Annotated in this window: 19 protein-coding genes and 1 other RNA gene; 14 read left to right on the plus strand and 6 right to left on the minus strand. The window is 64.4% G+C overall.

Features of this window, described 5'->3' with window-relative positions:
• Positions 1-166: 166 nt before the first annotated feature.
• Positions 167-4816, minus strand: a complete 4650-nt coding sequence (locus tag CI601_RS04900; protein ID WP_183129765.1) for an InlB B-repeat-containing protein — start codon at positions 4814-4816, stop codon at positions 167-169.
• Positions 4817-5057: 241 nt separating this feature from the next.
• Positions 5058-5204: a hypothetical protein gene (locus CI601_RS08450; RefSeq protein WP_183129766.1), complete on the minus strand. Its 147-nt coding sequence runs from the start codon at positions 5202-5204 to the stop codon at positions 5058-5060.
• A gap of 288 nt (positions 5205-5492) precedes the next feature.
• On the opposite strand from CI601_RS08450, the gene CI601_RS04905 reads away from it, so the two are divergent.
• Positions 5493-6332 (plus strand): aldo/keto reductase, encoded by an 840-nt coding sequence (locus tag CI601_RS04905; RefSeq protein ID WP_121914537.1) that lies wholly within the window; start codon positions 5493-5495, stop codon positions 6330-6332.
• A 120-nt stretch (positions 6333-6452) separates the two neighbouring features.
• On the opposite strand, the gene CI601_RS04910 is transcribed toward CI601_RS04905, so the two are convergent.
• Positions 6453-7163 (minus strand): GTP pyrophosphokinase family protein, encoded by a 711-nt coding sequence (locus CI601_RS04910; protein WP_045924161.1) that lies wholly within the window; start codon positions 7161-7163, stop codon positions 6453-6455.
• Between the two features lie 151 nt (positions 7164-7314).
• Here CI601_RS04910 and miaB point away from each other — a divergent pair, with 151 nt between their 5' ends.
• From miaB to CI601_RS04925, 3 genes are read left to right on the plus strand one after another with little or no spacing between them, the layout of a single operon-like run.
• The gene (gene miaB / locus CI601_RS04915) at positions 7315-8715 is read left to right on the plus strand and encodes a tRNA (N6-isopentenyl adenosine(37)-C2)-methylthiotransferase MiaB (protein ID WP_259465327.1); all 1401 of its coding nucleotides are present in this window, start codon (positions 7315-7317) and stop codon (positions 8713-8715) included.
• The gene (gene miaA / locus CI601_RS04920; RefSeq protein WP_121914539.1) at positions 8702-9706 is read left to right on the plus strand and encodes a tRNA (adenosine(37)-N6)-dimethylallyltransferase MiaA; all 1005 of its coding nucleotides are present in this window, start codon (positions 8702-8704) and stop codon (positions 9704-9706) included. The genes miaB and miaA overlap by 14 nt, the downstream gene beginning before the upstream one ends.
• A gap of 34 nt (positions 9707-9740) precedes the next feature.
• Complete coding sequence (locus CI601_RS04925; RefSeq protein WP_121914540.1) at positions 9741-10262, plus strand: MerR family transcriptional regulator; 522 nt, start codon at positions 9741-9743, stop codon at positions 10260-10262.
• 24 nt (positions 10263-10286) lie between these two features.
• Here the strand turns inward: CI601_RS04925 and CI601_RS04930 are convergent, their stop codons facing one another.
• Positions 10287-10997, minus strand: coding sequence for a Fic family protein (locus CI601_RS04930; protein WP_121914541.1), 711 nt, complete (start codon positions 10995-10997; stop codon positions 10287-10289).
• A gap of 101 nt (positions 10998-11098) precedes the next feature.
• Here CI601_RS04930 and CI601_RS04935 point away from each other — a divergent pair, with 101 nt between their 5' ends.
• From CI601_RS04935 to CI601_RS04965, 7 genes are all read left to right on the plus strand, one after another.
• Complete coding sequence (locus tag CI601_RS04935; RefSeq protein WP_121914542.1) at positions 11099-13798, plus strand: DNA translocase FtsK; 2700 nt, start codon at positions 11099-11101, stop codon at positions 13796-13798.
• Positions 13799-13905: 107 nt separating this feature from the next.
• Positions 13906-14511: a CDP-diacylglycerol--glycerol-3-phosphate 3-phosphatidyltransferase gene (pgsA, locus tag CI601_RS04940; RefSeq protein WP_121914543.1), complete on the plus strand. Its 606-nt coding sequence runs from the start codon at positions 13906-13908 to the stop codon at positions 14509-14511.
• Positions 14508-15077: a CinA family protein gene (locus CI601_RS04945; protein WP_121914544.1), complete on the plus strand. Its 570-nt coding sequence runs from the start codon at positions 14508-14510 to the stop codon at positions 15075-15077. Before pgsA ends, CI601_RS04945 begins: the two co-directional genes overlap by 4 nt.
• A gap of 166 nt (positions 15078-15243) precedes the next feature.
• Positions 15244-15762, plus strand: coding sequence for a helix-turn-helix domain-containing protein (locus CI601_RS04950; RefSeq protein WP_372338668.1), 519 nt, complete (start codon positions 15244-15246; stop codon positions 15760-15762).
• 145 nt (positions 15763-15907) lie between these two features.
• Positions 15908-16141 (plus strand): DUF3046 domain-containing protein, encoded by a 234-nt coding sequence (locus tag CI601_RS04955; protein ID WP_015021655.1) that lies wholly within the window; start codon positions 15908-15910, stop codon positions 16139-16141.
• Positions 16142-16369: 228 nt separating this feature from the next.
• Positions 16370-17524, plus strand: a complete 1155-nt coding sequence (gene recA, locus CI601_RS04960; protein ID WP_024627844.1) for a recombinase RecA — start codon at positions 16370-16372, stop codon at positions 17522-17524.
• A gap of 4 nt (positions 17525-17528) precedes the next feature.
• Positions 17529-18443 carry a regulatory protein RecX gene (locus CI601_RS04965; protein WP_183129767.1) on the plus strand — a complete coding sequence of 305 codons (915 nt, stop codon included), beginning with the start codon at positions 17529-17531 and terminating at the stop codon, positions 18441-18443.
• 36 nt (positions 18444-18479) lie between these two features.
• Here the strand turns inward: CI601_RS04965 and rnpB are convergent.
• Positions 18480-18856, minus strand: an RNA gene (gene rnpB / locus CI601_RS04970) — RNase P RNA component class A.
• A gap of 177 nt (positions 18857-19033) precedes the next feature.
• Here rnpB and hpf point away from each other — a divergent pair.
• The 3 genes from hpf to trpD all read left to right on the plus strand — a co-directional run bounded on the left by hpf (position 19034) and on the right by trpD (position 24236).
• On the plus strand, positions 19034-19708 hold the full coding sequence (gene hpf / locus CI601_RS04975) for a ribosome hibernation-promoting factor, HPF/YfiA family (RefSeq protein WP_121914546.1): 675 nt from the start codon (positions 19034-19036) through the stop codon (positions 19706-19708).
• Between the two features lie 224 nt (positions 19709-19932).
• Positions 19933-22905, plus strand: coding sequence for a preprotein translocase subunit SecA (gene secA / locus CI601_RS04980; protein ID WP_121914547.1), 2973 nt, complete (start codon positions 19933-19935; stop codon positions 22903-22905).
• Between the two features lie 230 nt (positions 22906-23135).
• A complete protein-coding gene (trpD, locus tag CI601_RS04985; RefSeq protein WP_121914548.1) occupies positions 23136-24236 on the plus strand; it encodes an anthranilate phosphoribosyltransferase in 1101 nt (366 codons plus the stop codon).
• A gap of 97 nt (positions 24237-24333) precedes the next feature.
• Here the strand turns inward: trpD and CI601_RS04990 are convergent, their stop codons facing one another.
• The gene (locus tag CI601_RS04990) at positions 24334-24879 is read right to left on the minus strand and encodes a hypothetical protein (RefSeq protein ID WP_121914549.1); all 546 of its coding nucleotides are present in this window, start codon (positions 24877-24879) and stop codon (positions 24334-24336) included.
• Positions 24880-24918 lie beyond the last annotated feature (39 nt).

Genomic DNA, 24918 nt, shown 5'->3' on the forward strand with positions numbered 1-24918 from the left:
CCTCTCCTGATGTGCCGTCCAGACTTTGCAGGCTGGACGGAGTGTGGTGGGGGCGCGGGAGGGAAGTGTCGGGCTCTCTTGGGGTTGAGCCTTAAGTGGCACGTTTCCTCCCTGCTCCCCCTTGATGGGCCGGGGGCGGGGGGATTGATACGCCGCCCGGCCGCTCTTACTCGTGCGAAGCGTGAACCAGTTGGCGTGTTTCCTGCCGGTGGCGGCGGGATGCCAGGATCCCGCCCATGCCGGTCATGCCGGTGGCCAGGGCGAGCAGGATGCCCTCCCCGCCTGCCTTGGGGAGCACGCCTGCTGGCAGGTACGTGTAGGTCAGCGACTTGTCGGTCAGGGTGCTTCCTGCGCCGCCCAGCGTGTAGTCGACGCTGACGGTGACCGTGCCCGGCTGGTGTGCGGGCGTGAGCACGCTGACGCTGCTGCCGTCGCCGCGCGTCAGCCCTGATGCGGGGGTCTGGTCGAACCTGACGCCGGTGATCACCAGCTGCAGGTTGAACGACACCGGCACAGGAACCGACTTGCTGTTTGTGCTGTTGTCGCCGAGCTGGCCAGCGCTGTTGTATCCCCATGCCCAGGCGTTGCCGTCGCTGCCCACGGCCAGCGAATAATAGTTCCCGCCGCTGACTTGCACGGCTTGCAGTCCTTGGCTCTTGTCGGTGGGGTTGGAGGGGTCGCGCACGCGCACTGGAACAGACGAAGAGCTGCCGCTGCTGTTGTTGCCGAGCTGGCCATAGTTGTTGAATCCCCAGGCCCAGGCGTACCCGTCGCTGCCCACGGCCAGCGAATCATGGACTCCGCCGCTCACCTGTGTCGCTTTCAGTCCTTTGCTCTTGTCGGTGGGGTTGGAGGGGTCGCGCACGCGCACAGGAACAGGATTCGTGTCACTGCGCCCGCTGGCGGTGTTGTTGCCGAGGTTACCATAGTAGTTGCATCCCCAGGCGTAGGCGTATCCGTCGCTGCCCACGGCCAAGGAATGATCGCCTCCGGCGCTGATCTGCAGGTAGGTGAAATCCGCTGGCAGGTCCGGGTACGTCTTGCGGTCAGGCGTCTTCACCCTGACCGGCGTATTCTGGCTGCTGGTCGTCCCGTCGCCGAGCCGGCCACTGCCGTTGTATCCCCAGGCGTAGGCGTTGCCGTCGCTGCCCAGGGCCAGGGAATGATAGTCTCCGCCGCTGATCTGCAGGTAGGTGAAATCCGCTGGCAGGTCCGGGTACGTCTTGCGGTCAGGCGTCTTCACCCTGACCGGCGTATTCTGGCTGCTGGTCGTCCCGTCGCCGAGCCGGCCACTGCCGTTGTATCCCCAGGCGTAGGCGTTGCCGTCGCTGCCCAGGGCCAGGGAATGATAGTCTCCGCCGCTGATCTGCAGGTAGGTGAAATCCGCTGGCAGGTCCGGGTACGTCTTGCGGTCAGGCGTCTTCACCCTGACCGGCGTATTCTGGCTGCTGGTCGTCCCGTCGCCGAGCCGGCCACTGCCGTTGTATCCCCAGGCGTAGGCGTTGCCGTCGCTGCCCAGGGCCAGGGAATGATAGTCTCCGCCGCTGATCTGCAGGTAGGTGAAATCCGCTGGCAGGTCCGGGTACGTCTTGCGGTCAGGCGTCTTCACCCTGACCGGCGTATTCTGGCTGCTGGTCGTCCCGTCGCCGAGCCGGCCACTGCCGTTGTATCCCCAGGCGTAGGCGTTGCCGTCGCTGCCCAGGGCCAGGGAATGATAGTCTCCGCCGCTGATCTGCAGGTAGGTGAAATCCGCTGGCAGGTCCGGGTACGTCTTGCGGTCAGGCGTCTTCACCCTGACCGGCGTATTCTGGCTGCTGGTCGTCCCGTCGCCGAGCCGGCCACTGCCGTTGTATCCCCAGGCGTAGGCGTTGCCGTCGCTGCCCAGGGCCAGGGAATGATAGTCTCCGCCGCTGATCTGCAGGTAGGTGAAATCCGCTGGCAGGTCCGGGTACGTCTTGCGGTCAGGCGTCTTCACCCTGACCGGCGTATTCTGGCTGCTGGTCGTCCCGTCGCCGAGCCGGCCACTGCCGTTGTATCCCCAGGCGTAGGCGTTGCCGTCGCTGCCCAGGGCCAGGGAATGATAGTCTCCGCCGCTGATCTGCAGGTAGGTGAAATCCGCTGGCAGGTCCGGGTACGTCTTGCGGTCAGGCGTCTTCACCCTGACCGGCGTATTCTGGCTGCTGGTCGTCCCGTCGCCGAGCCGGCCACTGCCGTTGTATCCCCAGGCGTAGGCGTTGCCGTCGCTGCCCAGGGCCAGGGAATGATAGTCTCCGCCGCTGATCTGCAGGTAGGTGAAATCCGCTGGCAGGTCCGGGTACGTCTTGCGGTCAGGCGTCTTCACCCTGACCGGCGTATTCTGGCTGCTGGTCGTCCCGTCGCCGAGCCGGCCACTGCCGTTGTATCCCCAGGCGTAGGCGTTGCCGTCGCTGCCCAGGGCCAGGGAATGATAGTCTCCGCCGCTGATCTGCAGGTAGGTGAAATCCGCTGGCAGGTCCGGGTACGTCTTGCGGTCAGGCGTCTTCACCCTGACCGGCGTATTCTGGCTGCTGGTCGTCCCGTCGCCGAGCCGGCCACTGCCGTTGTATCCCCAGGCGTAGGCGTTGCCGTCGCTGCCCAGGGCCAGGGAATGATAGTCTCCGCCGCTGATCTGCAGGTAGGTGAAATCCGCTGGCAGGTCCGGGTACGTCTTGCGGTCAGGCGTCTTCACCCTGACCGGCGTATTCTGGCTGCTGGTCGTCCCGTCGCCGAGTTGGCCCTTGTCGTTCCTTCCCCAGGCGTAGGCGTTGCCGTCGCTGCCCACGGCCAGGGAATGATATTGTCCGGCGCTGACCTGCACGTAGGTGAAGTCCGCCGGCGCGCCTGCAGGCTTCCCCACTTTGACCGGCGTTTTCTGGCTGCTGCCCGTCCCGTCGCCGAGCTGGCCATATTTGTTGTTTCCCCAGGCGTAGGCGTTGCCGTCGCTGCCCACGGCCAGGGAATGATCTTGTCCGGCGCTGACCTGCAGGTAGGTGAAGTCCGCCGGCGCGCCTGCAGGCTTTGGCACCATGACCGGCGTATGCCGCTCGGTGATCGTCCCGTCGCCGAGCTGGCCACTGCTGTTCCTTCCCCAGGCGTAGGCGTTCCCGTCGCTGCCCACAGCCAAGGAAAAACCATAGTCGTAGTTCCTTCCTCCGCTGATCTGGTTGAATCTGATGCCCCGGCTGGCGCTGTCTGGCGGGGTGATGGTGGTGGTCTCGTTGCCCAGCTGGCTGCCCTTGTTGGGGCTGATACTCCACCTGCTGTTCCTGCTTGTGGGCGTCCAGTGGGCGGTCAGGGTCAGGTCCTTGCCGACGGGCCTGCTGAAATCGTAGGCGACCTCGCCAATGAACCAGCCGTCGAACAGGAAGCCTTCCCGCACAGGGTCGGGTGAGGGCCGCTTCACCCTCCCGTACGGGGCGGGGACAGTCTGGTCTGCTGGTATGGGGTTTCCGCCGCCTGTGTCGAAGCGGGCCGTGAACGCGGATCCTGGTTCCGCAGCTCGTGCCAGCGGCTGGCCGATCGTGTACCTGAGGCTCCTGGTGAAGGGCTTGCCGTCCTGCCTGCCCGTGATGAGGATAGCGGCTTGTCCGGGCTGGCGTGCGGGCATGTCCGCCTGCCAGGAGCCGTTGCTCCTGGTGAGCGTCAATGCCTGGCCGTCCAGGCTGGCCGATTCCAGGATGGGCGCCTGCATGGTGTCGAGCCTGGCGGGCTTGCCGGGCTGGCCCTGCCCGTCCAGGCTCCACCCGTATAGGTCGCCCTGCCTGCTGATGGCGGTGATCTTGCCGCCGGCGCTGACGGCCTGCACGTACGGCCGGCTCCCGTCGTCCGCGCGGATGGGTGTCTTGCCGGGCTTCCAGGCCCAAATGTGGCCGTCCGCATCGGTGATGACGGCCTGGTCATTGCTTGTGGTGATCCGGCTGGCTTGCGCGCCGTCCGGCAGGCCGACGGTTGCAGGAATGGCTGTGCTGCCAGCCAGGTACCGGGGCTGCCCGTCCGCGTCCAGGAGGAGGAACCCCTGGCTGAGGGCCTGGGCTTGGACGATGCGAATTTCAGGATTTTGTTTGACGCTTGCGGGCTTGGCGTTGCCGGTCTTGCTCGTGTCCCAGGTCCAGGCTTGCCCGTCCGCGTCCACGATGAGGGCCCGGCTGCTGGAGGCAACGGCGAGAACGGCTTGCGCCTTTCCGGGCAGGCTGATTGTTTCTTGTCCGTAGGGCTTCGGGTTCCGTCTGCCTTTCTGGCTGGTTTGGAAGACGTGGACCTGTCCCTGCCGGTCCACGGCCAAGAGCCGATCGCCATTCAGGTTGATGCTGGTGAACTGGGTGTTCCGGCTAGTGGCGAGGATGGTTGGCGTGGCCTCTAGGCTGTTCCAGGTGTAGATGTGCTGGTCGGATCCCAGTGCGGCCTGCTCTCGGCTGCCGGCTGTGGCCTGCAGGTAATGGAATCCGTCGGATGCTTGGGCAGGGAAAGGAACCTGCATGGGTGTGCTGTCTTTCGTCCAGGTGTAGATGCGCCCGTCGCCGGTCAGGCCCGCAATCTGGTCGCCTGCACTGTGGATGCTCGTGTAATAGGGTTCCTGCCTGTCGGGTGGGCTGATGGTCAGCCTTGCGCCGGAGGCGGGCCCGTGGTCCGGGCTCAGCACCCAGTCCGTGGTCTTCGGCCATTGCGCTGTCAGTGTCGTGTCCTGGAGGATGGGGGTCCGGAGGTCGAAGGGTTGGCCGTTGTATGTCCACCCGTCGAACCGGAAGCCGGGACGCTGAGGATTCTGTTGCGGGGGAGCGGCGAGGGTGCCGGTTTTCACGGTTGACTGAGCGGGTGTGCTGCCGTCGTCGGGGTCGAAGCACACTACGTGTGTGGCTTGATCGTCCGTTTTCTCTATTGATTTAGCTGGAGTGGAGTCTGCGCTGCCGGTTGTTCCCGTCGTCGATGACGGAGTGCCTGGACTAGGTGTTGCTGGGCTTAATGGTGTGGTGGTTTCTATAGGTGAGGGTGTGGGTAGTGGTGTGCTGGTTGCGTTGCTGGGGAGGGTGCCGGGGGTTTGCTCAGCTACGCGAGGGGTCTGACGACCCCCCCCCCCCGGTGTGGATGGGAGCGTCCGCCTGGGCGGATGCGACGCCCAGGCCCGCAAGCATTCCCAGTAGGACGATCGTCATCGCCAAGGTGCGACGCAGACGGGAAACCAGATGCATGAAACTAAAACCCCTTCACCAAACACCAAACGGTATCAATACCGCCTGTTTATCAAAGTTCTACCTGCCAGCGCCAGTCCTGCATCGGATTACAAGAACCATAGCGGAAGCCAGCCGTCTTCTCGGCATCCCCCGCTTTTCACCCTACCACCCAGCCAGCAAACAACACACGAGATGCAAATGCACGGCGGTGGGCCTTAAGCAACAACTCCTCCCATCTTGCCTGACAGATAGAATGAACAGACAATACGTCACGGCCGCTGATCGGCCGATAAGGAGCATGACTATATGACCGGAAACGTTACCGACACCGTCATCACCCTCAACAATGGGGTCAGCATTCCCCAGCTGGGTCTCGGGGTCTTCCAAACACCTGATGGCGAGGCCACCAGCCAGGCTGTCACCTGGGCCCTGCAGGCGGGCTATCGCCACATCGACACCGCCATGATCTATGGCAACGAGCAGTCCGTGGGGGAGGGGCTGCGCCGCTCCGGGGTTGACCGGCGGGATGTCTTCCTGACCACCAAGCTCTGGAATGACGACATCCGTGCAGGGCGGGCCAAGGAGGCCTTCAAGGAGAGCCTGGACCGGCTGGGCGTGGACTACCTGGACCTCTACCTGATCCACTGGCCCGCCGAGGGCTGGCAGCAGGCCTGGGAGGACATGGAGGAGCTCTACACCCAGCGGCGGGTGCGGGCCATCGGGGTCTGCAACTTCCAGAAGCACCACCTGGACGAGCTGCACACCATCAGCGGCACCAAGCCGGCGGTCGACCAGATCGAGTCCTCGCCCCAGTTCGTCAACGACGACCTGATCGACTACTGCCACGGCACCCTGCGCGTGGATGTGGAGGCCTACAGCCCCCTGGGCGGCACCGGCGGCAACCTGCTGGCCGACCCCAGGCTCAAGGCCATGGCCGAGCGTTACGACCGCTCCCCGGCGCAGATTGTGCTGCGCTGGCACCTGCAGCGCGGGGTCATCGTCATCCCCAAGTCCACCCACAAGGAGCGGATCGAGCAGAACGCGCAGGTCTTCGACTTCGAGCTGAGCGATGAGGACATGAAGGCCATCACCGCCATGAACAGGGACGAGCGCACCGGTGCGGATCCCGACAACTTCGACTTCTAAGGGATGGTGGTACAGGAGGAGACCCGACCTTGCAGGCGGGGCCTCCTCCTGGGACCCGGCGGAAGCCCCAACCCTTCCACCTGGCCTGGTCTCTATGGTAAAGGATTTGTGACGATTCAGCTAATCGGCATTGCCGCTGATGGCTTCGTCGTCGGCCTCCTGCTCCTGGGGCGAACCTGAGATGTCGCGGTGGATGGACTGCATCTGCACCTCGATGTTCTGCAGGGAGCGGGCGCAGTCCAGCAGGGTCTGCGAATGCTCGGCCAGGCGGGCGTCGGGCAGGTCGGACTTGTAGCGCAGCTGGTGCTCCAGGGAGGCCCAGTAGTCCATGGCGATGGTGCGGAACTGCACCTCGACCGGCGTGTAGTGGGGGCCCGAGGTCAGGAAGACCGGCACGGCGTAGATGACGTGCAGGCTGCGGTAGCCGTTCATCTTGGGGTTGCGGATGTAGTCCTTGACCCTGAGCACCTGGATGTCCGACTGGTCGGAGAGGTAGCGGGAGACCGAGTAGACATCGTCCCGGTAGTTGCAGATGACGCGCACGCCGGCCACGTCGAAGATGTGATCGCGCACCGAGGGGATGGTGACGGGCAGGTTCTTGCGGTGCAGCTTGCCGATCAAGGAGTCCACGCTCTTGAGCCGGCGCTCCATGTGGTGGATGGGGTTGTGGCTGAACCGGACCTGGAATTCCGTGTCCAGCACGTCCAGCTTGGTCGAAATCTCGTACATGGCCCCCTCGTAGGTCTGCATGAGATTGACGAATTCCGTTATCTCGTCGATGTCCAGCTTGGGACGGTCCTTTTCGTCCAGGTCGGACAGTCGCTGCTTCATTTCGGATGCGCTCATGGCACTGTTACGGTCGAGAATCACATGAACCTCCCATGCCGCCGTTCGTAACCATGACTCATGGTACGCACAGGCCCCGATGGCCGCGGGACCCGACCTGCGCATACAATCGTGGCTTATGGAAGCAGGCGAGGGCATGAGCGTGACCGCTCAGCGTAAGGACAGCAGGGGCGTCTACTATGTGCGGACCCTGGGCTGCCAGATGAACGAGCACGATTCCGAGCGGATCGCCGGGGTGCTCCGGGCCCAGGGCTACCAGCAGGCCACGCCCGAACAGGTCCGCGCGCGCGAGGTGGACGTGATGGTGCTCAACACCTGCGCCGTGCGCGACAACGCCACCCAGCGCATGTACGGGACCATCGGGCGCTGGCACAGGTTCAAGCAGCACAAGCCCGACACGCGCATCGCCGTGGGCGGCTGCATGGCCCAGAAGGACCGGGAGCGGATCGTGAAGGCGGCGCCCTGGGTGGATGCGGTCTTCGGCACCAGGGACATCGGCTCGCTGCCCGGGCTTTTGGACAAGGCCCGCAAGGACGGGCGGCCCCAGGTGGGGGTGTCGCAGGAGCTGCGGGATCTGCCCGGGCGGCTGCCGGCGGTCAGGGCCTCGCGCTCGCAGGCCTGGGTGTCCATATCGGTCGGCTGCAACAACACCTGCACCTTCTGCATCGTGCCCTCGGTGCGCGGGCGGGAGCGGGACCGGTCCATGGACGACATCCTGCAGGAGGTTGAGGACTGCGTGCGCTCCGGGGCCCGCCAGGTGACCCTGCTGGGGCAGAATGTCAACTCCTACGGCTGGTCGACGGGGGACCGCTATGCCTTCGCCCGGCTCCTGCGCGCCTGCGGACGGGTGCCTGGGCTGGAACGGATCCGGTTCACCTCGCCCCACCCGGCGGCCTTCACCGACGATGTGATTGCGGCCATGGCCGAGACGCCCACGGTCATGCACCAGCTGCACATGCCCCTGCAGTCGGGCTCAGACCGGATTCTGCGGGCCATGCGGCGCTCCTACCGGTCCCAGCGCTTTCTGGACATACTTGACAAGGTGCGGGCCGCCATGCCCGATGCCCTGATCACCACCGACATCATCGTGGGCTTCCCCGGGGAGACCGAAGAGGACTTCCAGGCCACCATGGATGTAGTGCGCCGGGCGCGTTTCTCGTCGGCCTTCATCTTTGAGTATTCGCCCAGGCCCGGCACGCCGGCCGCCCGCATGCCCCAGCTGCCTAAGGCCGTGGTCCAGGACCGGTTCGAGCGGCTGCAGGCCCTGCAGGAGTCCATCACCATGGAGCATATGCAGGACTTTCTGGGCAAAGAGGTGGAGGTGCTGATCGGCGACGGGCACGGCAGGCACGACGGCAGCACCCACCGGGTGACCGGGCATGAGCGCACCGGGGTGCTGGTCCACGTCGGGGTGCCCCAGGGAATGCCTGCGCCTAAGCCCGGGGACTTGGTCACCTGCACCGTCACCCAGGCCGGGCCCCACTATTTGATCGCTGACCCGGATCCCCGGGCGGGGCAGGTCTATGACATCCGCTGACCCCCGCATCATCTCCATCGTGGGTCCCACAGCCTCGGGCAAGACCGCCCTGGGCGTGGCCCTGGCGCAGGCTCTCCGGGCGCGCGGGCAGGAGGCTCATATCGTCAATGCCGATGCTTATCAGATGTACCGGGGGATGGACGTGGGCACGGCCAAGCCTTCGGCAGGGGAGCGGCAGGCGGTGGTCCACCACCTGATCGACATCATCGAGCCGGAGGAGGCCATGAGCGTGGCCCGCTTCCAGACCATGGCCCGGTCCCTGATAGCCGACCTGCGGGCGCAGGGAATCCGGCCTATTCTCGTCGGCGGCTCCGGGCTCTATACCCGGGCGGTCATCGACGATCTGTCCTTCCCCGGCACCGACCCGGCGGTCAGGGCCAGGCTGGAGGAGCGGGCCCAGGAGGAGGGACCCGGGCTGCTCTTCCGCCAGCTGCAGGAGCGGGACCCTGAGGCTGCGGCCAGGATGGATCCCCGGAATGTGCGGCGGACCGTGCGGGCTCTGGAGGTCATGGAGATCACCGGACGGCCCTATTCGGCCAGTCTGCCCCGGTACCGCTACCTGCTGCCCGCCCTGCAGATTGGACTGGACCTGCCCCGGGAGGAGCTGGACCGCAGAATCGACCGACGCACCCAGGCCATGCGGGACCAGGGGCTGGTCGATGAGGTGAGCGGGCTGCGCAATCGCCTGGGGACCACGGCCTCACGCGCCCTGGGCTATCAGCAGATTCTGGACTATTTGGACGGCCGCACCGACCTGGATGCCGCCTTCGAGCTGATAGCGCAGAAGACCAAGCGCCTGGCCCGCAAGCAGATGGGCTGGTTCGGCCGGGATCCGCGCATCCACTGGCTGAATGCCCTGGCCCCGGACCTGGCCCGGCAGGCCCTGGACCTGGTGGACCAGGCCGACCAAGGCTGCTTCGACCAGGCGGACGCCCAGGCCGACCAGTCGGACCGGGGGAGGGTGACCAGACACCATCTGGGCGCGCTTTGACTTCAAGTACTTGAAGTTCCTAGGCTGGACGGGTATGACCACCATCACGCAGCCCCAGGCTGAAACCCAGACCGCCCAAACCCAGCCCGACCAGGAATCAGGGCCCTGGTACACCATCCGCCAGGCCTCGCTCATGTCGGGGATGCCGGAGACCACCCTGCGCTATTACGAGACCATCGGCATCATTCCGCCCATCGCCAGGGATCCCTCGAGCGGCCACCGCTGCTACAGCCAGGAGGATCTGGATCTGCTGGAGACCATCTCCTGCCTGAGCGCCACGGGCATGTCCCTGGAGCACATGCGGGAGTATCTGGGCAACCGTGCCGGGGGAGCCGAGGCCGCCGGACGGCAGATCGAACTCCTGGACGAGCAGGGACGGCGGCTGGACCAGCGGATGGCCGACCTGCAGGCGCGGAAGCGCTATGTGCAGCTCAAAATACAATACTGGGGTCACGTCCGCGACCACGACCAGGCCGGGGCGACAGAACTGATCAACCAGAGTGCCCAGATCATCGAGGCCGCCAAGCGCAGCGGCAACGAGCGGCTGGCGGGCTGAGACTGCCGGGCTGAGGGTGTCGGCTCAGTGGGCTGGGCCCTGGTCCCATCCGGCGATCAGAAATATTCTGGTTGGGTTGACCGGGCGGACCATGCCCGCGATCAGGGTCTGCAGGTCGTCGGTTTTGCCCCGGAGCGCCCGCTGGAGGGCCCGGCGGTGGGCGGTCGGATCAGCCCGTCCCCAGTCCAGGTCCCAGCCGGCATCGTGGGACAGGCGTGAGAGGAAGATGCGCAGGGTCATGCCGTCGCAGTCGGCGAAGGGGTGCAGGCAGGAGAGCTCGTCGTAGTAATGGGCCAGGCGCTCCACGAAGACCGGACGATCCAGGCTGGCCAGGTTGTGTTCGGCTGCCAGCTCCTGGCCGATGGCCGCAGCTCCCTGCTCCAGCATGGCCGCCGGATACAGACTGGCATCGTCCCCCGGTTGAGGTCGGCGCAGCGCTCGCTCTTCCGGCAGGCAGGGAAGCAGTCGGCGGTGGATGGCCCGCAGCTCCGCAAGATCGCCCTCGGTCGCCCAGGGTCGCTGACAGACCAGGATGGTCCTCAGAAAGAGGGCATCCGTCAGGGCAGCCGCCTTGGCCTCCAAGCGCCGGGCCTGGTCGGCCAGAGCCTCGGCCTGCCTTCTGCCCGCCACAAAGTCGCTGGCCGCCTGAAGGGCCGAAGGGCCGGGCTGACGGTCATCCAGAAGCAGGTTGCGCAGGGCGAAGGCCACGGCGCTCTGACGTTCGGCTGGTGTCATGCCAACGATGCTAGCCCTGGCGGCCCACCGTCTGAAAGAGTTGTGCACACTGACCCGTCGGGCCCGGCGCGGACCGGGGTTCTAGGTAGGCTGAAAGGGTTATGACACGTAAGCAGCAAGCAGACGCACGCGGTCGCGGCCGAACCGCAGCCAAGGACAGCCAGGACCCGGAACCCTTCTGGCACAAGGCCTTGCTGGCCCTGCCCCGGGGCCTGGGATCCCTGGTGCGCGCCGTGGCCGGCAAGAACGGCGACAACTCCGCCTACCGCAAGGACGGGCTCTGCTTCGTGCTGGTCATCCTGGCCGTGCTCTTCAGTGCCAGCGAATGGTTCCGCGTGAACGGCTTCCTGGGGCGGGGGCTGCATGCCCTGGCTGCGGGCGTTCTGGGGCTCTGCAGCATCATCCTGCCGGTGGTCCTGCTCTTCGCGGCCTTCCGGCTGGTCTGCTACACCGGGCGCGAGGCGGGCAACCTGCCTGTGGTGGGCGGCCTCATGGTGGTGCTCTGGTCGGTCTGCTCCATTCTGGACGTGCTCATGGCTTCGGACCATCGAGGCTTCGACATGAGGGCCATCAGCGGCTCAGGCGGCCTTCTGGGGTTCTTCCTGGGTTCGCCTCTGGCCTGGGGGCTGTCCAAGGTCTTCGCCGTCATCATCTTCGTCCTCGTGGCTATTTTCGGCCTCTTCATCACCTTCAGATTCCATATGAGCGACCTGGTCGCCTTGCTGCGCGGCAAGAGGACCCATGCCTCCGGCTCGGCTCAGGCGCAGACCGCTCCCAACGAGGTCAGGCTGGGCGATGACACCCTGCCTCTGGCGCCCGGCGTGCCCACCCACCAGGAGTCGGACCAGGAGGATGCCAGGGATTCCGGCCGTGGCGGGGTGGCCGGCTGGTTCAGCCGCCTGCTGCATGGCCGCATCGGCAAAGACACGGACACCCATCTCGAGCGTTACGAGGCTGACGAGCCCTTCTCCCAGGCGGCCTCGCTGGAGGGGGCTGACCAGGGTGACCAGGGTGACCAGGGTGATCAGGTGTCCACGCAGAACATGCCCGCGGTGGAGGCCCCGGCCACGGCCGCCCTTCTGGATGCCAGGGAGCAGGGGCACCCCAAGGTGGATCCGGCCGCGCTGTCCGGCGTGGGGGCCTCGGATCCTTGGGCCGCTGCCGCTGCTGCGGCCGACACCGTGCAGATGGATGCCCAGCCCGCTCCGGCCGCAGGGAACCAGACGGCCGGCGCTCAGGCTGCAGAAGCGTCAGGTTCCTCCGACGACCGCCAGGTGGACGAGAGCCGGCCCTACGTGCTGCCCAGCACGGACCTGCTGGTCAAGGGCAAGCCCCATGCGGTCAGGACCTCGGCCAACGACGCGGTCATCAAGGCCCTGCAATCGACCTTCCAGCAGTTCGACGTGGATGCCAAGGTGGTCGGCTTCCTGCGCGGCCCCTCCGTCACCCAGTACGAGGTGGAGCTGGGCCCTGGCGTCAAGGTGGAGAAGGTCACCAACCTCCAGCGCAACATCGCCTACGCGGTGGCCAGCTCGGACGTGCGCATCCTGTCGCCCATCCCCGGCAAGTCGGCCATCGGCATCGAAATTCCCAACGTGGACCGCGAGATCGTCCACCTGGGCGACGTGCTGCGCTCCGACAAGGCCCAGCAGGACGACAACCCCATGATGACGGCCGTGGGCAAGGACGTGGAAGGCCACTATGTGACCGCCGACCTGACCAAGATGCCCCACCTGCTGGTGGCCGGCGCCACGGGTTCGGGCAAGTCCAGCTTCATCAACTCCATGCTGGTTTCGCTGATCATGCGGGCCACGCCGGAACAGGTCCGCCTGATCATGGTGGACCCCAAGCGTGTGGAGCTGAGCGCCTACGCCGGCATCCCCCACCTGCTCACGCCCATCATCACCGAACCCAAGAAGGCCGCCCAGGCTCTGGAGTGGGTGGTCAAGGAGATGGACGCCCGCTACGACGACCTGCAGTTCTTCGGATTCCGGCACATCAAGGACTTCAACAAGGCCGTGCGTGAGGGCAAGGTCCACGCCCCGGCGGGCTCCAACCGCAAGGTGGCTCCTTATCCCTACCTGGTCGTGGTGGTCGACGAGATGGCCGATCTGATGATGGTGGCCAAGAACGACGTGGAGAGCTCCATTCAGCGCATCACCCAGCTGGCGCGTGCCGCCGGTGTCCACCTGGTCCTGGCCACCCAGCGTCCCTCGGTGGATGTGGTGACCGGCCTGATCAAGGCCAACATCCCCTCCAGGCTGGCCTTCGCCACATCCTCCTCTACGGATTCCCGGGTCATTCTGGATGCCACCGGCGCCGAGACCCTGATCGGCCAGGGCGACGCCCTCTTCCTGCCCATGGGCCAGGCCAAACCCACCCGCGTTCAGGGAGCCTGGGTCTCCGAGTCCGAGATCCGCAAGGCGGTGGATTATGTGCGCACCCAGCGCAAGCCCCACTACCGTGAGGACATCGAGCAGATGGCCGACAAGGCCGACCACAAGAACGAGATCCAGGAGGAGATCGGCGACGACATGGACGAGCTGCTCCAGGCGGCCGAGCTGGTGGTGACCACCCAGTTCGGATCCACCTCCATGCTCCAGCGCAAGCTGCGTGTGGGCTTCGCCAGGGCGGGGAGGCTGATGGACCTGTTGGAGTCGAGGGGAATCGTAGGGCCATCCGAGGGTTCCAAGGCCCGCGAGGTGCTCATTCAGCCGCCACAGCTGCAACAGGCTCTGGCCTTCATCCGAGGCGACGCCACCTCCATGGATCCCGCCCCGGATGGGCAAGCGCAGGGCTGAACATTGGTCCAAAAAGCTGAGCCTGGTCTACCGTTATGATGAAACTGCCGCCCGGCATCTCTTGTCGGACGGCCCGAGCGCACGAGTATCGCGTATAAGGAGTGGCAATGCAGGAGCATGCCGAGTCAGAGACCGGTCGTGAGAGGCACAGGCTTCTCGAAGGATGGAATTCACCCCCAAACCTGGTCACTTACACCCGTATCCTCCTGGTCCTAGTCTTCATCGCCCTGGATCTGATGGCCGGTCCCTGGGGCGAGCGCAGGCCTGGCATGCGGTGGACCGCCGCCGTGCTCTTCGTTCTCGCCGCCTCGACCGATAAGCTGGACGGGTGGATGGCCCGCCGGTACAACCAGGTGACCGAGCTGGGCAAGCTCATGGATCCCATCGCCGACAAGCTGCTGATCTGTTCGGCGCTGATCGTGGCCTCCGTCTTCGGCGAGCTCTGGTGGTGGGTCACCGTGCTCTTCCTGGTGCGGGAACTGGGCATCACCCTGCTGCGGGTCCTGGTCATCAACAAGCAGGGCCGGGTCATCGCCGCCTCCCGGGCCGGCAAGTACAAGACCCTGTTTGAATGCATCGGCCTGGGCATGCTCATGGTGCCCCTGTCACCGGTCTGGCCCTGGTACCTGGTGACCACGCGCGTGGTCATCCTGGTGGCCTTGGCCCTCTGCCTTTACTCGGGTGCGGAATACGTGATAGGGATGCGGCAATGATCGGCAAGAGCGTGCAGGGCCGTTGCGACGACCTGGCTGGACGGATCATCGACACCTGCCGTGATTCGGGCCTGTTGCTGGCTGCAGCGGAATCGCTGACCGGGGGACTGCTGGCCGATGCCTTCGTCAGGATCCCCGGGGCGTCAGACGTCTTCCTTGGGTCGGCCGTCACCTACGACATCGCTGCCAAGGCCGCCATTCTCAAGGTGGACCAGGACCTGCTGGCCACCCAGGGTGCGGTCCATCCACGGGTCGCCCAGGAGATGGCCGAGGGTACGGCCAGGCTCTACACCAGACCGGGTCATGAGGATACGGTCATCGGCATGGCCACTACAGGTGTGGCCGGCCCGGGTCCTGACGGGGATGATCCTGCCGGGCTGGTCTATATCGGTCTGGCCTTGCCCGTCCGGGTGATGGGTCGGCGTATCGAGACCGGCCTGCAGTCCCACGCCTACCGGACCTATGCCTACGAGTTGCATCTGGATGGCGACCGCGAACAGGTGCGCCGCGGGACGGTCATGCGGATTCTGGACCAGCTGGATCGAGCCCTGCACTCGCGTAGCTGACGGCCTGATGCGGTAGGTCGCTTCTCCTAACCGATACCGGACCCTGTGCATACGTGACCTTGGTCACAAAGCGGGCCTTTCGGGTTCCTCCCCTGGAATAATCCAGCGGCTGGTCTGTTGGTCACTGTGTAAGAAGTTGAACACGATAATGGCGAAAGGGGCTGCTATGGCCAGCACCGAGACCGTGATGACTCGAACCAACGATACCTATGATGTCAAGCCGGCCGCACCCGGAGTGGAGCGCAACGCGCGGGTTCGTGATCTGACACCCGCCCAGCGTCGTGCCGTCGTCTTCGCCCAGCAGCAGGTGATCCGTGCCAAGGCCGCCAAGAAGGCCAAGGAGGAGCGCCAGGCCAACCTGAACAAGATGTGGATGGAGGAGGACGGCATGGAAGCCAGCCGTCAGCGGGCGGCCTCCAACAACGACGGCCGGGCCGTCACCCATACCGTCTCCCTGCGCGAGGCCCTGGGCCACGTGCTGCGCGAGCTGAGGACCAACGATCACAAGACCCTGCGTGAGGTCAGTGAGAAGGCCGGCGTATCCCTGGGCTATTTGTCCGAGGTGGAGCGCGGCCAGAAGGAGGCCAGCTCCGAATTGCTGAGCTCCATCGCCGACGCGCTGGGCCTGGGTGTGCCGCAGACGCTGCGGATGGTGGCGGACTACCTGGAGTCCACTCAGGAGTAAGCATGTTAGGTCCTGCCGATTGACTCGGCAGACCGTTCTTGAGGGCGTCCGGTTCTGAGGAACCAGGCGCCCTCTTCTGCTGACTGTCGGTTGCTACCGTAGAAGGGGTGTGACAGGGTGGGTCTTGGACGAAAGGTGATGTCGGGTGCGTGAACGGGAATTCTGGCAGCTGCTGGAGGAGGTCTTCGGCCGGGTCTACGGACGCAGTCTGGCCCGTGACCAAAGGCTGACCGCCCTGGATGCCATGACCGTAATAGAGGCGCTGGATGCGGGCGTGGAGCCGCGCGTGGTCTGGAATGTGCTCTGCGATCAGATGGAGATTCCCGACTCCCGGCGCTGGGGGAAGGACCACAATGCGCCGCCCATGCCGGCAGCCTGATCGGCGGGTTTTATCCTCCGCGAACGTATTTTCCATACCAGGCGATTTTCGAACATTTGTTCGCATAGTCGGGTATACTGATACCCATGGTCCGGTGACTATCGGCACGTTCGACCACATCGGGCGCCGGGACCGCATACGGGTTCCGACGGCGGATAGGCTGTCAATCGTGAGGTCGTCAATCAGGATGTCGTCATCGTGAGGTCGGTTATGAAAAAGGAGAGCCATATGGCACGTCAGAGCAACAGTGGCAAGGCGAAGAAAGAAGAGGAGGGCGGGATCGACCCCCGTCGCCAGGCAGCCTTGAACACGGCCCTCGCGCAGGTGGAGAAGAGCTTCGGCAAGGGTTCGGCCATGCGCCTGGGTGACAAGCCTGCCCAGGATGTGGAGGTCATTCCCACCGGATCCCTGGCCTTGGACATGGCCCTGGGCATTGGCGGACTGCCCCGTGGCCGCATCGTCGAGATCTACGGTCCCGAATCCTCGGGCAAGACCACCCTGGCCCTGCATGCGGTGGCCAATGCACAGGCCGGCGGTGGAGTGGCCGCCTTCATCGACGCCGAGCACGCTCTGGATCCCGAGTACGCCAAGAAGCTGGGCGTGGACACGGACTCCCTGATCGTCTCCCAGCCGGACAACGGCGAGCAAGCATTGGAGATCGCCGACATGCTGATCCGGTCGGGTGCCTTGGATGTCATCGTCATCGACTCGGTGGCTGCCCTGGTGCCCAAGGCCGAGATCGAGGGCGACATGGGTGACAGCCACGTGGGTCTGCAGGCCCGTCTGATGAGCCAGGCCCTGCGCAAGATGACCGGCGCCCTGTCCCAGGCCAACACCACAGCCATCTTCATCAACCAGCTCAGGGAGAAGATCGGCGTCTTCTTCGGCAGCCCGGAGACCACCACCGGCGGCAAGGCCCTGAAGTTCTATGCCTCGGTCCGCCTGGACATCCGCCGCATCCAGACCCTGAAGAACGGCGACGAGGCGGTAGGCAACCGCACCAAGGTCAAGGTGGTCAAGAACAAGATGGCCCCGCCCTTCAAGGTGGCCGAATTCGACATTCTCTACGGAGAGGGCATCTCCAAGGAGGGTTCGGTTCTGGACATGGCCCTGCAGACCAACATCGTCAAGAAGTCGGGCTCCTGGTTCACCTACGAGGGTGATCAGCTGGGTCAAGGCAGGGAGAACGTCCGTCAGTTCCTCAAGGACAACCCCGGCCTGACCAAAGAGATCGAAGATAAGGTCAAGGTTGCCTTCGGCCTTATCCCTGCTCCTTCCGAGGACGACAAGGCCGATCAGGCTGATGCTGACCAAGGCAGCAAGGAAGACGATTCTGCTCCTGTCGACGTCAACACCACTGTGCCCACGGCCCAGGCTGCATGACCCGATGATCTCGGCCGAGGACTTCCTCAAGGAAAATCCTGTCCGACTGGCACAGACCGGGGATCCTGCCGACTCCAGCACGGAGTCGCGGGATTCTCGGTCGGACCAGTTGCAGCCAGCCCCTGCGGGCGCGCCTGCTCCAGCAGAGTCGGTGTCAGTCCTTGATCCTGCCCTTGAGCAGAAGGATGACAGCTTCAAGGAGGACAGCCGCCCAGTGCAGTCTCCTGTCCTGGGTCTCGGGCATGGCGCCCGGTTCGGAGGCAGTCTGGAAGATGCAGACAGTTCTGCCAATGCTGATATGGGTGACGAATCCCTGGCAGGTCACCATTCTCGTGGTCGCCGTCCTGCCCGTGGTTCCGATAGAAGAACTCGCCGCCGTGGCCGTCGCCCACGTGCCGGCGGCTTTGGTGGAGGTTCCGCGCCTGTAGCTCCGCGAGCAGATGCCGATGATGCGGATGCTTGCCGGGAGGCTGCTCTGACCCTGCTGGATGCTGCGGCTCGTTCAAGCGGGGCTCTGGCCCGCCGTCTGGTCGACAAGGGGTTTGATACGAACGTGGTCGATCAGGTGATCGACCGGCTGACCAAGTTGGGTCTGGTGGATGACCAGGCCTATGCCCAGGATCTTCTGCGTTCCTGTCTGCATCGCACCATGGGGGAGTGCGGCGTGCTCTCGGAGATGACCCGCAAGGGTTTGGATCGGGGGCTGGCTGCGCAGGTAGTCGCTCAGGCCTCTCGTGAGGGACTCTTCGTCGACTCCGCCTACGAGCTCGGTCGCAAGGTGGCCCGGAAGACAGCGGGGCTTGATCTTAAAGTGCGCAAACGGCGATTCTGGAGTGCTGGATCCCGCAAGGGCCACTCTCCCGGCCTCCTCAACCAGGTGGCAGCAGACCTTTTCGTCTCTGACGACCCTTTCGATTGAGTCGATCGCTGTCAAGGAACCACGTGATAAAGGGGAAGAAGAGACCTCTCATATACCCCGGGTTCTGTCATCGACCGGATAAAATCCGGACGACGGATGGCCATCCATCTCGACCTGACGTTGCCGCCAGGCTCTAGCGGCCTACCCGAAGGCGGGACGAGCAGCCCCTGAATGCCTTCTGCTTGGCCTTGCTCCCGATGAGGCTTGCCATGCGGTCGGCGTTACCGTCGACCCGGTGGTCTCTTACACCGCCGTTTCACCCTTACCCGCCTTTACCAGGCGAGCGGTCTATTCTCTGTTGCGCTATCTCTCAGGTCGCCCTGGGCGGACGTTATCCGCCATCGTGCTCTGTGGAGCCCGGAAGTTCCTCAGCCCTTCCCAGGAGGAGGGGCCGCGGCCATCCGAGAGGTCTCGGGGATTCAGCATAGCGGAACTGAACGACCGGACCAATGGTGACGATCCCGCTCTGGCCTCAAGCTCAATCAGTGAGTCAGCCCTGCTCTTCGGATACAATCGGAAGCACAGTCGATGGTGACCAAGTCCGCCATCGCACCAGCGGTTCGTCCGCTCACAAGTGCAAGGAGATTCCCATGGAGATCGTCATTACCGGTCGACATACCCAAATCAAGCAGCGGTTCCGCGATGTTGTGGACAGCAAGATGAACAGGGTGACGGCCATCGCCCCCGATGCACAGCGCATCCAGGTCGTTCTGACACATGAAGGCAATCCCCGCCAGGCTGACAGCGCCAAGAGGGTGGAGCTCACGGTCCAGGCCGGCAAGACCGTGATTCGCGCCGAGGCTTCCAGCGCCGACGAGTTCAGCGCGCTGGACATGGCCCTGGACAAGCTGACCCAGCGTCTGCGCCGGGTCCGCGACCGCCGCAAGGACCACCGCCGCGGACTGGAGCATCCGCCTCTGCCCGTCGAACTGCCCGTGGACGACCAGGCAGGCGACCAGGGGGATCAGGGCCAGGAGTCCAATCCCGACAACAGCGCACAGAGCGCCGTGGCCTCGGACCTGGCTCCGGGTCAGTCGGTCGAGGTGCAGGTGGGAGACACCCCCATCGTGATCCGCCGCAAGCTGCACATCGCGGAGCCCATGAGCATCGATGAGGCCCTCTACGAGATGGAGCTGATCGGCCATGACTTCTTCCTCTTCGTCAACAAGGAGACCCAGCGGCCGTCGGTGGTCTACCGTCGGCATGGTTGGAGCTATGGCGTCTTCGAGATCGATACGCCTGAGCATGTAGGCCAGAAGAAGTAACGGTAAAACGGATATTGAACTGTGGGGCGATTCCCCGGCGGCAGATTGGCCTGACCTCGGAGAATCGCCCTTCTTCAATGCCCGGTCCGGCTGCCAGGGCCACAGCCGGTCTGCGGAACCATCGGTTTCGAGAAAATCGGTGCATTCGCGTAAGATAATCAAGGTCTGGGCCTACGTCAGCTGAGGGCGTGCGAAGGCCATAAAAGAACGGTAGGGAGCGCAACGTGGTAGCAGTCTTGGACAAGGTCCTCCGTATGGGCGAGGGTCGTCAGATTCGCAAGCTTCAGGGGGTGGCCAAGGCGACCAACGCCTTCGAGGATCAGATCTCGGCTATGTCCGATGAAGAGCTCAAGGCGCAGACGCCCAAGTTCAAGCAGCGACTGGAGAACGGCGAATCCCTCGATTCCCTGATGCCCGAAGCCTTCGCCACGGTTCGCGAGGTTTCCAAGCGCACCCTGGGCCAGCGGCACTTCGATGTCCAGCTGATGGGCGGCGCGGCCCTGCACTGGGGCAACATCGCCGAGATGAAGACCGGCGAGGGCAAGACCCTGGTGGCCACCCTGCCCAGCTATCTGAACGCCTTGGAGGGCAAGGGCGTGCACGTGGTCACGGTCAACGACTACCTGGCCTCCTACCAGAGCGAGCTCATGGGGCGCATCTTCCGCTTCCTGGGTATGAGCGTGGGGTGCATCATCACCGACCAGCGCCCCAACGAGCGTCGCAAGCAGTACCAGGCGGACATCACCTACGGCACCAACAACGAATTCGGCTTCGACTACCTGCGCGACAACATGGCCTGGGACAAGGACGAGCTGGTTCAGCGCGGCCACCACTTCGCCATCGTGGACGAGGTCGACTCCATCCTGATCGATGAGGCGCGTACTCCTCTGATCATCTCCGGACCCGCCGAGGGCGACGTGACCCGATGGTACCGGCAGTTCGCCAAGCTGGTTCCCAAGCTCACCAGGGATGAGGACTACGAGGTCGACGAGAAGAAGAAGGTCGTCGGCATCCTGGATCCGGGCATCACCAAGGTGGAGGACTACCTGGGCATCGACAACCTCTACGAGCCCGCCAACACCGCCCTGATCGGGTACCTGAACAACGCCATCAAGGCCAAGGAGCTCTTCCTGCGCGATCGCGACTACGTGGTCCAGAACGGCGAGGTCCTGATCGTGGACGAGCACACGGGCCGTCTGCTCAAGGGCCGCCGTTACAACGAGGGCCTCCACCAGGCCATCGAGGCCAAGGAGGGCGTGGAGGTCAAGGCCGAGAACCAGACCTTCGCCACCATCACCCTGCAGAACTACTTCCGCATGTACGACAAGCTGGCGGGCATGACCGGAACGGCCGAGACCGAGGCCGCCGAGTTCATGAACACCTACAAGCTGGGCGTACTGCCCATCCCCACCAACAAGCCCATGATCCGCAAGGATCAGGACGATCTGATCTACCGCTCCAAGAAGGAGAAGCTGGCCGCCATCGTCCGGGATGTAGCCAAGCGGCATGCCAAGGGCCAGCCCATCCTGTTGGGCACCGCATCCGTGGAGTCCTCCGAGGTGGTCTCCTCCCTGCTGGACGTAGCCGGCATCGACCACCAGGTGCTCAACGCCAAGCAGCATGCGCGTGAGGCCGCTGTCGTAGCCGTGGCAGGGCGCAAGGGCGCCGTGACCGTGGCCACCAACATGGCCGGGCGCGGCACCGACATCATGCTGGGCGGGAACGTGGAGTTCCTTGCCGATCAGAAGCTCAAGGAGCAGGGCTACTCGCCCGACGACACCCCCGAGGAGTACGAGAAGCGCTGGCCCAAGATGCTGGATTCCGTCAAGGAGCAGGTCAAGGACGAGCATGAGGAGGTTGTCAAGCTGGGCGGCCTCTACGTGCTGGGCACCGAACGGCACGAGTCCCGCCGCATCGATAACCAGCTGCGCGGCCGTTCCGGTCGTCAGGGCGACCCCGGTGAGTCCAGGTTCTACCTGAGCCTGGAGGATGACCTGATGCGCCTGTTCAACACCCAGCTGGTGGCTCGCATGATGTCCTCCAAGAGTCTGCCCGAAGGTCAACCTATCGGCACCAAGAGTGTCTCCAAGGGTGTGCGCAATGCGCAGAAGTCCGTCGAGTCCCGCAACTACGAGATCCGCAAGAACGTGCTCAAGTACGACGACGTGATGAACAAGCAGCGTCAGGTCATCTACGGCGAGCGTCAGGCCGTGCTCAAGGGCGAGGACATCCACCAGGACATCCTCCGCTTCATCCGTGAGACCGTGACTTCATACATCCGTGGGGCGCAGAACGGCTCGGACAAGCCTCAGGATTGGGATGCTGACGGGCTCTGGAAGGCGCTGGCCTCCGTCTATCCGATCAGTCTCGACCAGGATGAGAGCATGGACTCCCTGGAAGGTCTCAAGGGTGACAAGGCCGTCAAGGCCCTGGCGGACAAGATCGTTGAGGATGCCGAGTCCATCTACCAGAAGCGCGAGGATGAACTGGGCGAGAAGGGCTCCAGGCAGCTGGAGCGCCAAGTGGTCCTCTCCGTCCTGGACAGCAAGTGGCGTGAGCACCTCTATGAGATGGACTACCTCAAGGACGGCATCGGCCTGCGCGGCATGGGTCAGCGCGACCCCCTGGTCGAGTATCAGCGCGAGGGCTACCAGATGTACAACTCCATGATCGATGCCATCAAGGAGCAGACCGTGCAGCTGCTCTTCAACGTGGACCTCAAGCAGATCGCGGCCAGCCAGGAGAACGAGCGGCGGGCCCGCGAAGAGCGTGAAGAAAACGAGGGGAGCCGGTCCGAGGAAGTCAACTACCAGGCGCCTGAAGAGCCTGATGTCGAAGACGAGACCACCGACATCGACGAGACGGCCGAGGAGCGCGATGAGGATGCCCCGGCGGGCAGCGTCCAGGAGGACTCCGACGAGGATGCGTCAGAGGATGCCGCTGACGCGCAGTCGGATCTGAGCACGTCCGCCGAGGACTCGGAGGTTCCCGAGGATTCGTCCCCGGCCCCGGTTGGGCCTGCTCCCATCAGCCATGCCGAAGGGAAGGTTCCTGCCAATAAGCGGCCCAAGGCCGTAGAGGATCACTCGCCTTGGTCCGATGGCCGCACCTTCCCGGGCACACCCCGTAACGCCCCTTGCCCCTGTGGCTCTGGACGCAAGTACAAGATGTGCCACGGTCAGAACGAGAAGAAGTGACAGGTAGGCGCACAGATTAGCGGCTTCTGCATCTAGGGTTGCCGATCTGATTGACGGCCATCGCTCGCAAGGGCGGTGGCCGTTTCCATATATTGGATTGGCTGCTTTCATATATTGGTAGTTAAGTGACCAGAATATGGGATGGCCTTGTGTAGGGGAGGGGCAGGGCAGTAAACCTAGAGCAAACAGCGGGGCATCCGGCCCCGCTTCTTCAAAGGAAAAGAGTCATCATGCGGCCACTTAGCTGGAAATCCGTCCTGAACTCCTTGGTGTCCGGTCGACACCTGAGCGCGGATGAGGCCGAGTGGTGCATGAACGACCTGATGGACGGGAATGCCGACCCGGTACAGGTGGGCGCCGCCCTGTCCATGCAGTCCACCCTGGGATTGACCAGCCCGGAGGTCGAAGGGGCTGCCAAGGCCATGGTGGGCCATGCGGTGCCGCTGAAGGTCAGCGGTGATGTGACTGACATCGTCGGCACCGGCGGCGATGGGGCAGCGACCGTCAACCTGTCGACCATGGGCGCCATCGTGGCTGCTGCAGCAGGGGTCAGGATCGTCAAGCACGGCAACCGGGCCGCCTCCAGCAAGAGCGGCACCGCCGACTGCCTGGAGCAGCTGGGCCTGCCCCTGGATCTGCCGCCGCAGGAGGTGGCTGCCATGGCTGATCGCTACGGCATCACCTTCGTCTTTGCCAAGACCTTCCACCCGGCCATGCGGTTTGCCGGCCCTGTTCGCTCCTCGCTGGGCATCCCGACCGTCTTCAACCTGCTGGGACCCCTGACCAACCCGGTCAACCCGCGTTATGTGGCCATTGGATGCGCCCAGCGTCAGCTGAGTCCCATGATGGCCCAGGTCTATGCCTCACGCGGTCAGGAGGGCATGGTCTACACCTCGGTCGAAGGCCTTGACGAGATGGCCCCGACCGGGCCGGTTTCCATCTGGGAAATCCACCAGGGCAAGGTGGAGGAGCGCTCCTTCGACCCGACTCGTGAACTGGGCCTCGACCCGGTGGATTTGGATGACCTGCGTGGCGGCGATCCCGCCTTCAACGCCAGCGTCGTCAGGGACTTCCTGGCTGGAAAGTCGGTTCCCTCCCGTTCCACGGCCCTGCTCAATGCTGCCTCGGCCATCGTGGCTGACGGTACGCAGATTGACGCCGGTTCCGAGGCTGATCTGAGCGTCCGGTTTGCCCAGGCCTATCAACTGGCTACCGAGGTTGTGGATCAGGGTAGGGCCGCCGACCTGCTGGCAGCCTGGATCCACGGAGCCCAGGAGGCGCAGTCCCATTACCGGCAAGAGGATCGGGCATCCCGTCCGGTCTTGGTCTAGGCTCGTTGCTGCTAGACCTGTTTGGGCCCCGCCGGCTGATATTCCAGCCAGCGGGGCCCGATTATTTTGGCGGCTCACCAATGGGGGGCACACGGCATTATCGCCGATAGTGTTGTTCGTCGTCATCGAAGAGACCGCTTGAATCATCGCGGAAATTCTTCCGGTCGATGATCAGTCCTGCGATGCCTATCAGCAGGAGCAGGCCCGCCAGCAGGCCGGTCAAGCCGGACCAGCGGGGAATGAAGATGGTCAGGAAGAAGCAGACCAGGCCCAGCGCCGTCATGATCATGAAGGCCACCCGCCTTCTGCCCAGATCGCTCAGGTCGGGGTTGGGCGGCACAAAGTTCGACGACTGATCCATGACCTCGTCGGTGTCCAGCCAGCTCCTGCCCTGGAAATCGCGCGGTCCTGAGCCGCCGACGAAGGAGTCTCGCTTCAGGTCCTCGGCCCTCAGCGCCGCCTTCTTCTCGGACTTTCGAGCCTTCTTTTCAAATTCCTTGGCCGTCTTGGACGACTCCAGGGAACCCAGCTCGTCAGCGTGCGAGTTCAGGAAGTCCGCCCACTCTTCGTCCCCCTGTGGGGAGCCGGTTCCCGCCTCGCTGTTATACTGTTTCCCGGCGTCGTTATGCTTGTGCTCGGTCATAGAACCATCGTAACCTCGGCCGCACGCATTCGCTACCAA

The sequence above is a fragment of the Bifidobacterium sp. wkB344 genome (assembly GCF_003688305.1).
Taxonomy (GTDB): Bacteria; Actinomycetota; Actinomycetes; order Actinomycetales; family Bifidobacteriaceae; genus Bombiscardovia; species Bombiscardovia mizhiensis.

Coding starts and splice junctions, on each gene's coding strand:
- CI601_RS08450 (WP_183129766.1), bottom strand. CDS start 5,204: ATGCATCTGGTTTCCCGTCTGCGTCGCACCTTGGCGATGACGATCGTC.
- CI601_RS04905 (WP_121914537.1), top strand. CDS start 5,493: ATGACCGGAAACGTTACCGACACCGTCATCACCCTCAACAATGGGGTC.
- CI601_RS04910 (WP_045924161.1), bottom strand. CDS start 7,163: ATGAAGCAGCGACTGTCCGACCTGGACGAAAAGGACCGTCCCAAGCTG.
- miaB (WP_259465327.1), top strand. CDS start 7,315: ATGAGCGTGACCGCTCAGCGTAAGGACAGCAGGGGCGTCTACTATGTG.
- miaA (WP_121914539.1), top strand. CDS start 8,702: ATGACATCCGCTGACCCCCGCATCATCTCCATCGTGGGTCCCACAGCC.
- CI601_RS04925 (WP_121914540.1), top strand. CDS start 9,741: ATGACCACCATCACGCAGCCCCAGGCTGAAACCCAGACCGCCCAAACC.
- CI601_RS04930 (WP_121914541.1), bottom strand. CDS start 10,997: ATGACACCAGCCGAACGTCAGAGCGCCGTGGCCTTCGCCCTGCGCAAC.
- CI601_RS04935 (WP_121914542.1), top strand. CDS start 11,099: ATGACACGTAAGCAGCAAGCAGACGCACGCGGTCGCGGCCGAACCGCA.
- pgsA (WP_121914543.1), top strand. CDS start 13,906: ATGCAGGAGCATGCCGAGTCAGAGACCGGTCGTGAGAGGCACAGGCTT.
- CI601_RS04945 (WP_121914544.1), top strand. CDS start 14,508: ATGATCGGCAAGAGCGTGCAGGGCCGTTGCGACGACCTGGCTGGACGG.
- CI601_RS04950 (WP_372338668.1), top strand. CDS start 15,244: ATGGCCAGCACCGAGACCGTGATGACTCGAACCAACGATACCTATGAT.
- recA (WP_024627844.1), top strand. CDS start 16,370: ATGGCACGTCAGAGCAACAGTGGCAAGGCGAAGAAAGAAGAGGAGGGC.
- CI601_RS04965 (WP_183129767.1), top strand. CDS start 17,529: ATGATCTCGGCCGAGGACTTCCTCAAGGAAAATCCTGTCCGACTGGCA.
- hpf (WP_121914546.1), top strand. CDS start 19,034: ATGGAGATCGTCATTACCGGTCGACATACCCAAATCAAGCAGCGGTTC.
- trpD (WP_121914548.1), top strand. CDS start 23,136: ATGCGGCCACTTAGCTGGAAATCCGTCCTGAACTCCTTGGTGTCCGGT.
- CI601_RS04990 (WP_121914549.1), bottom strand. CDS start 24,879: ATGACCGAGCACAAGCATAACGACGCCGGGAAACAGTATAACAGCGAG.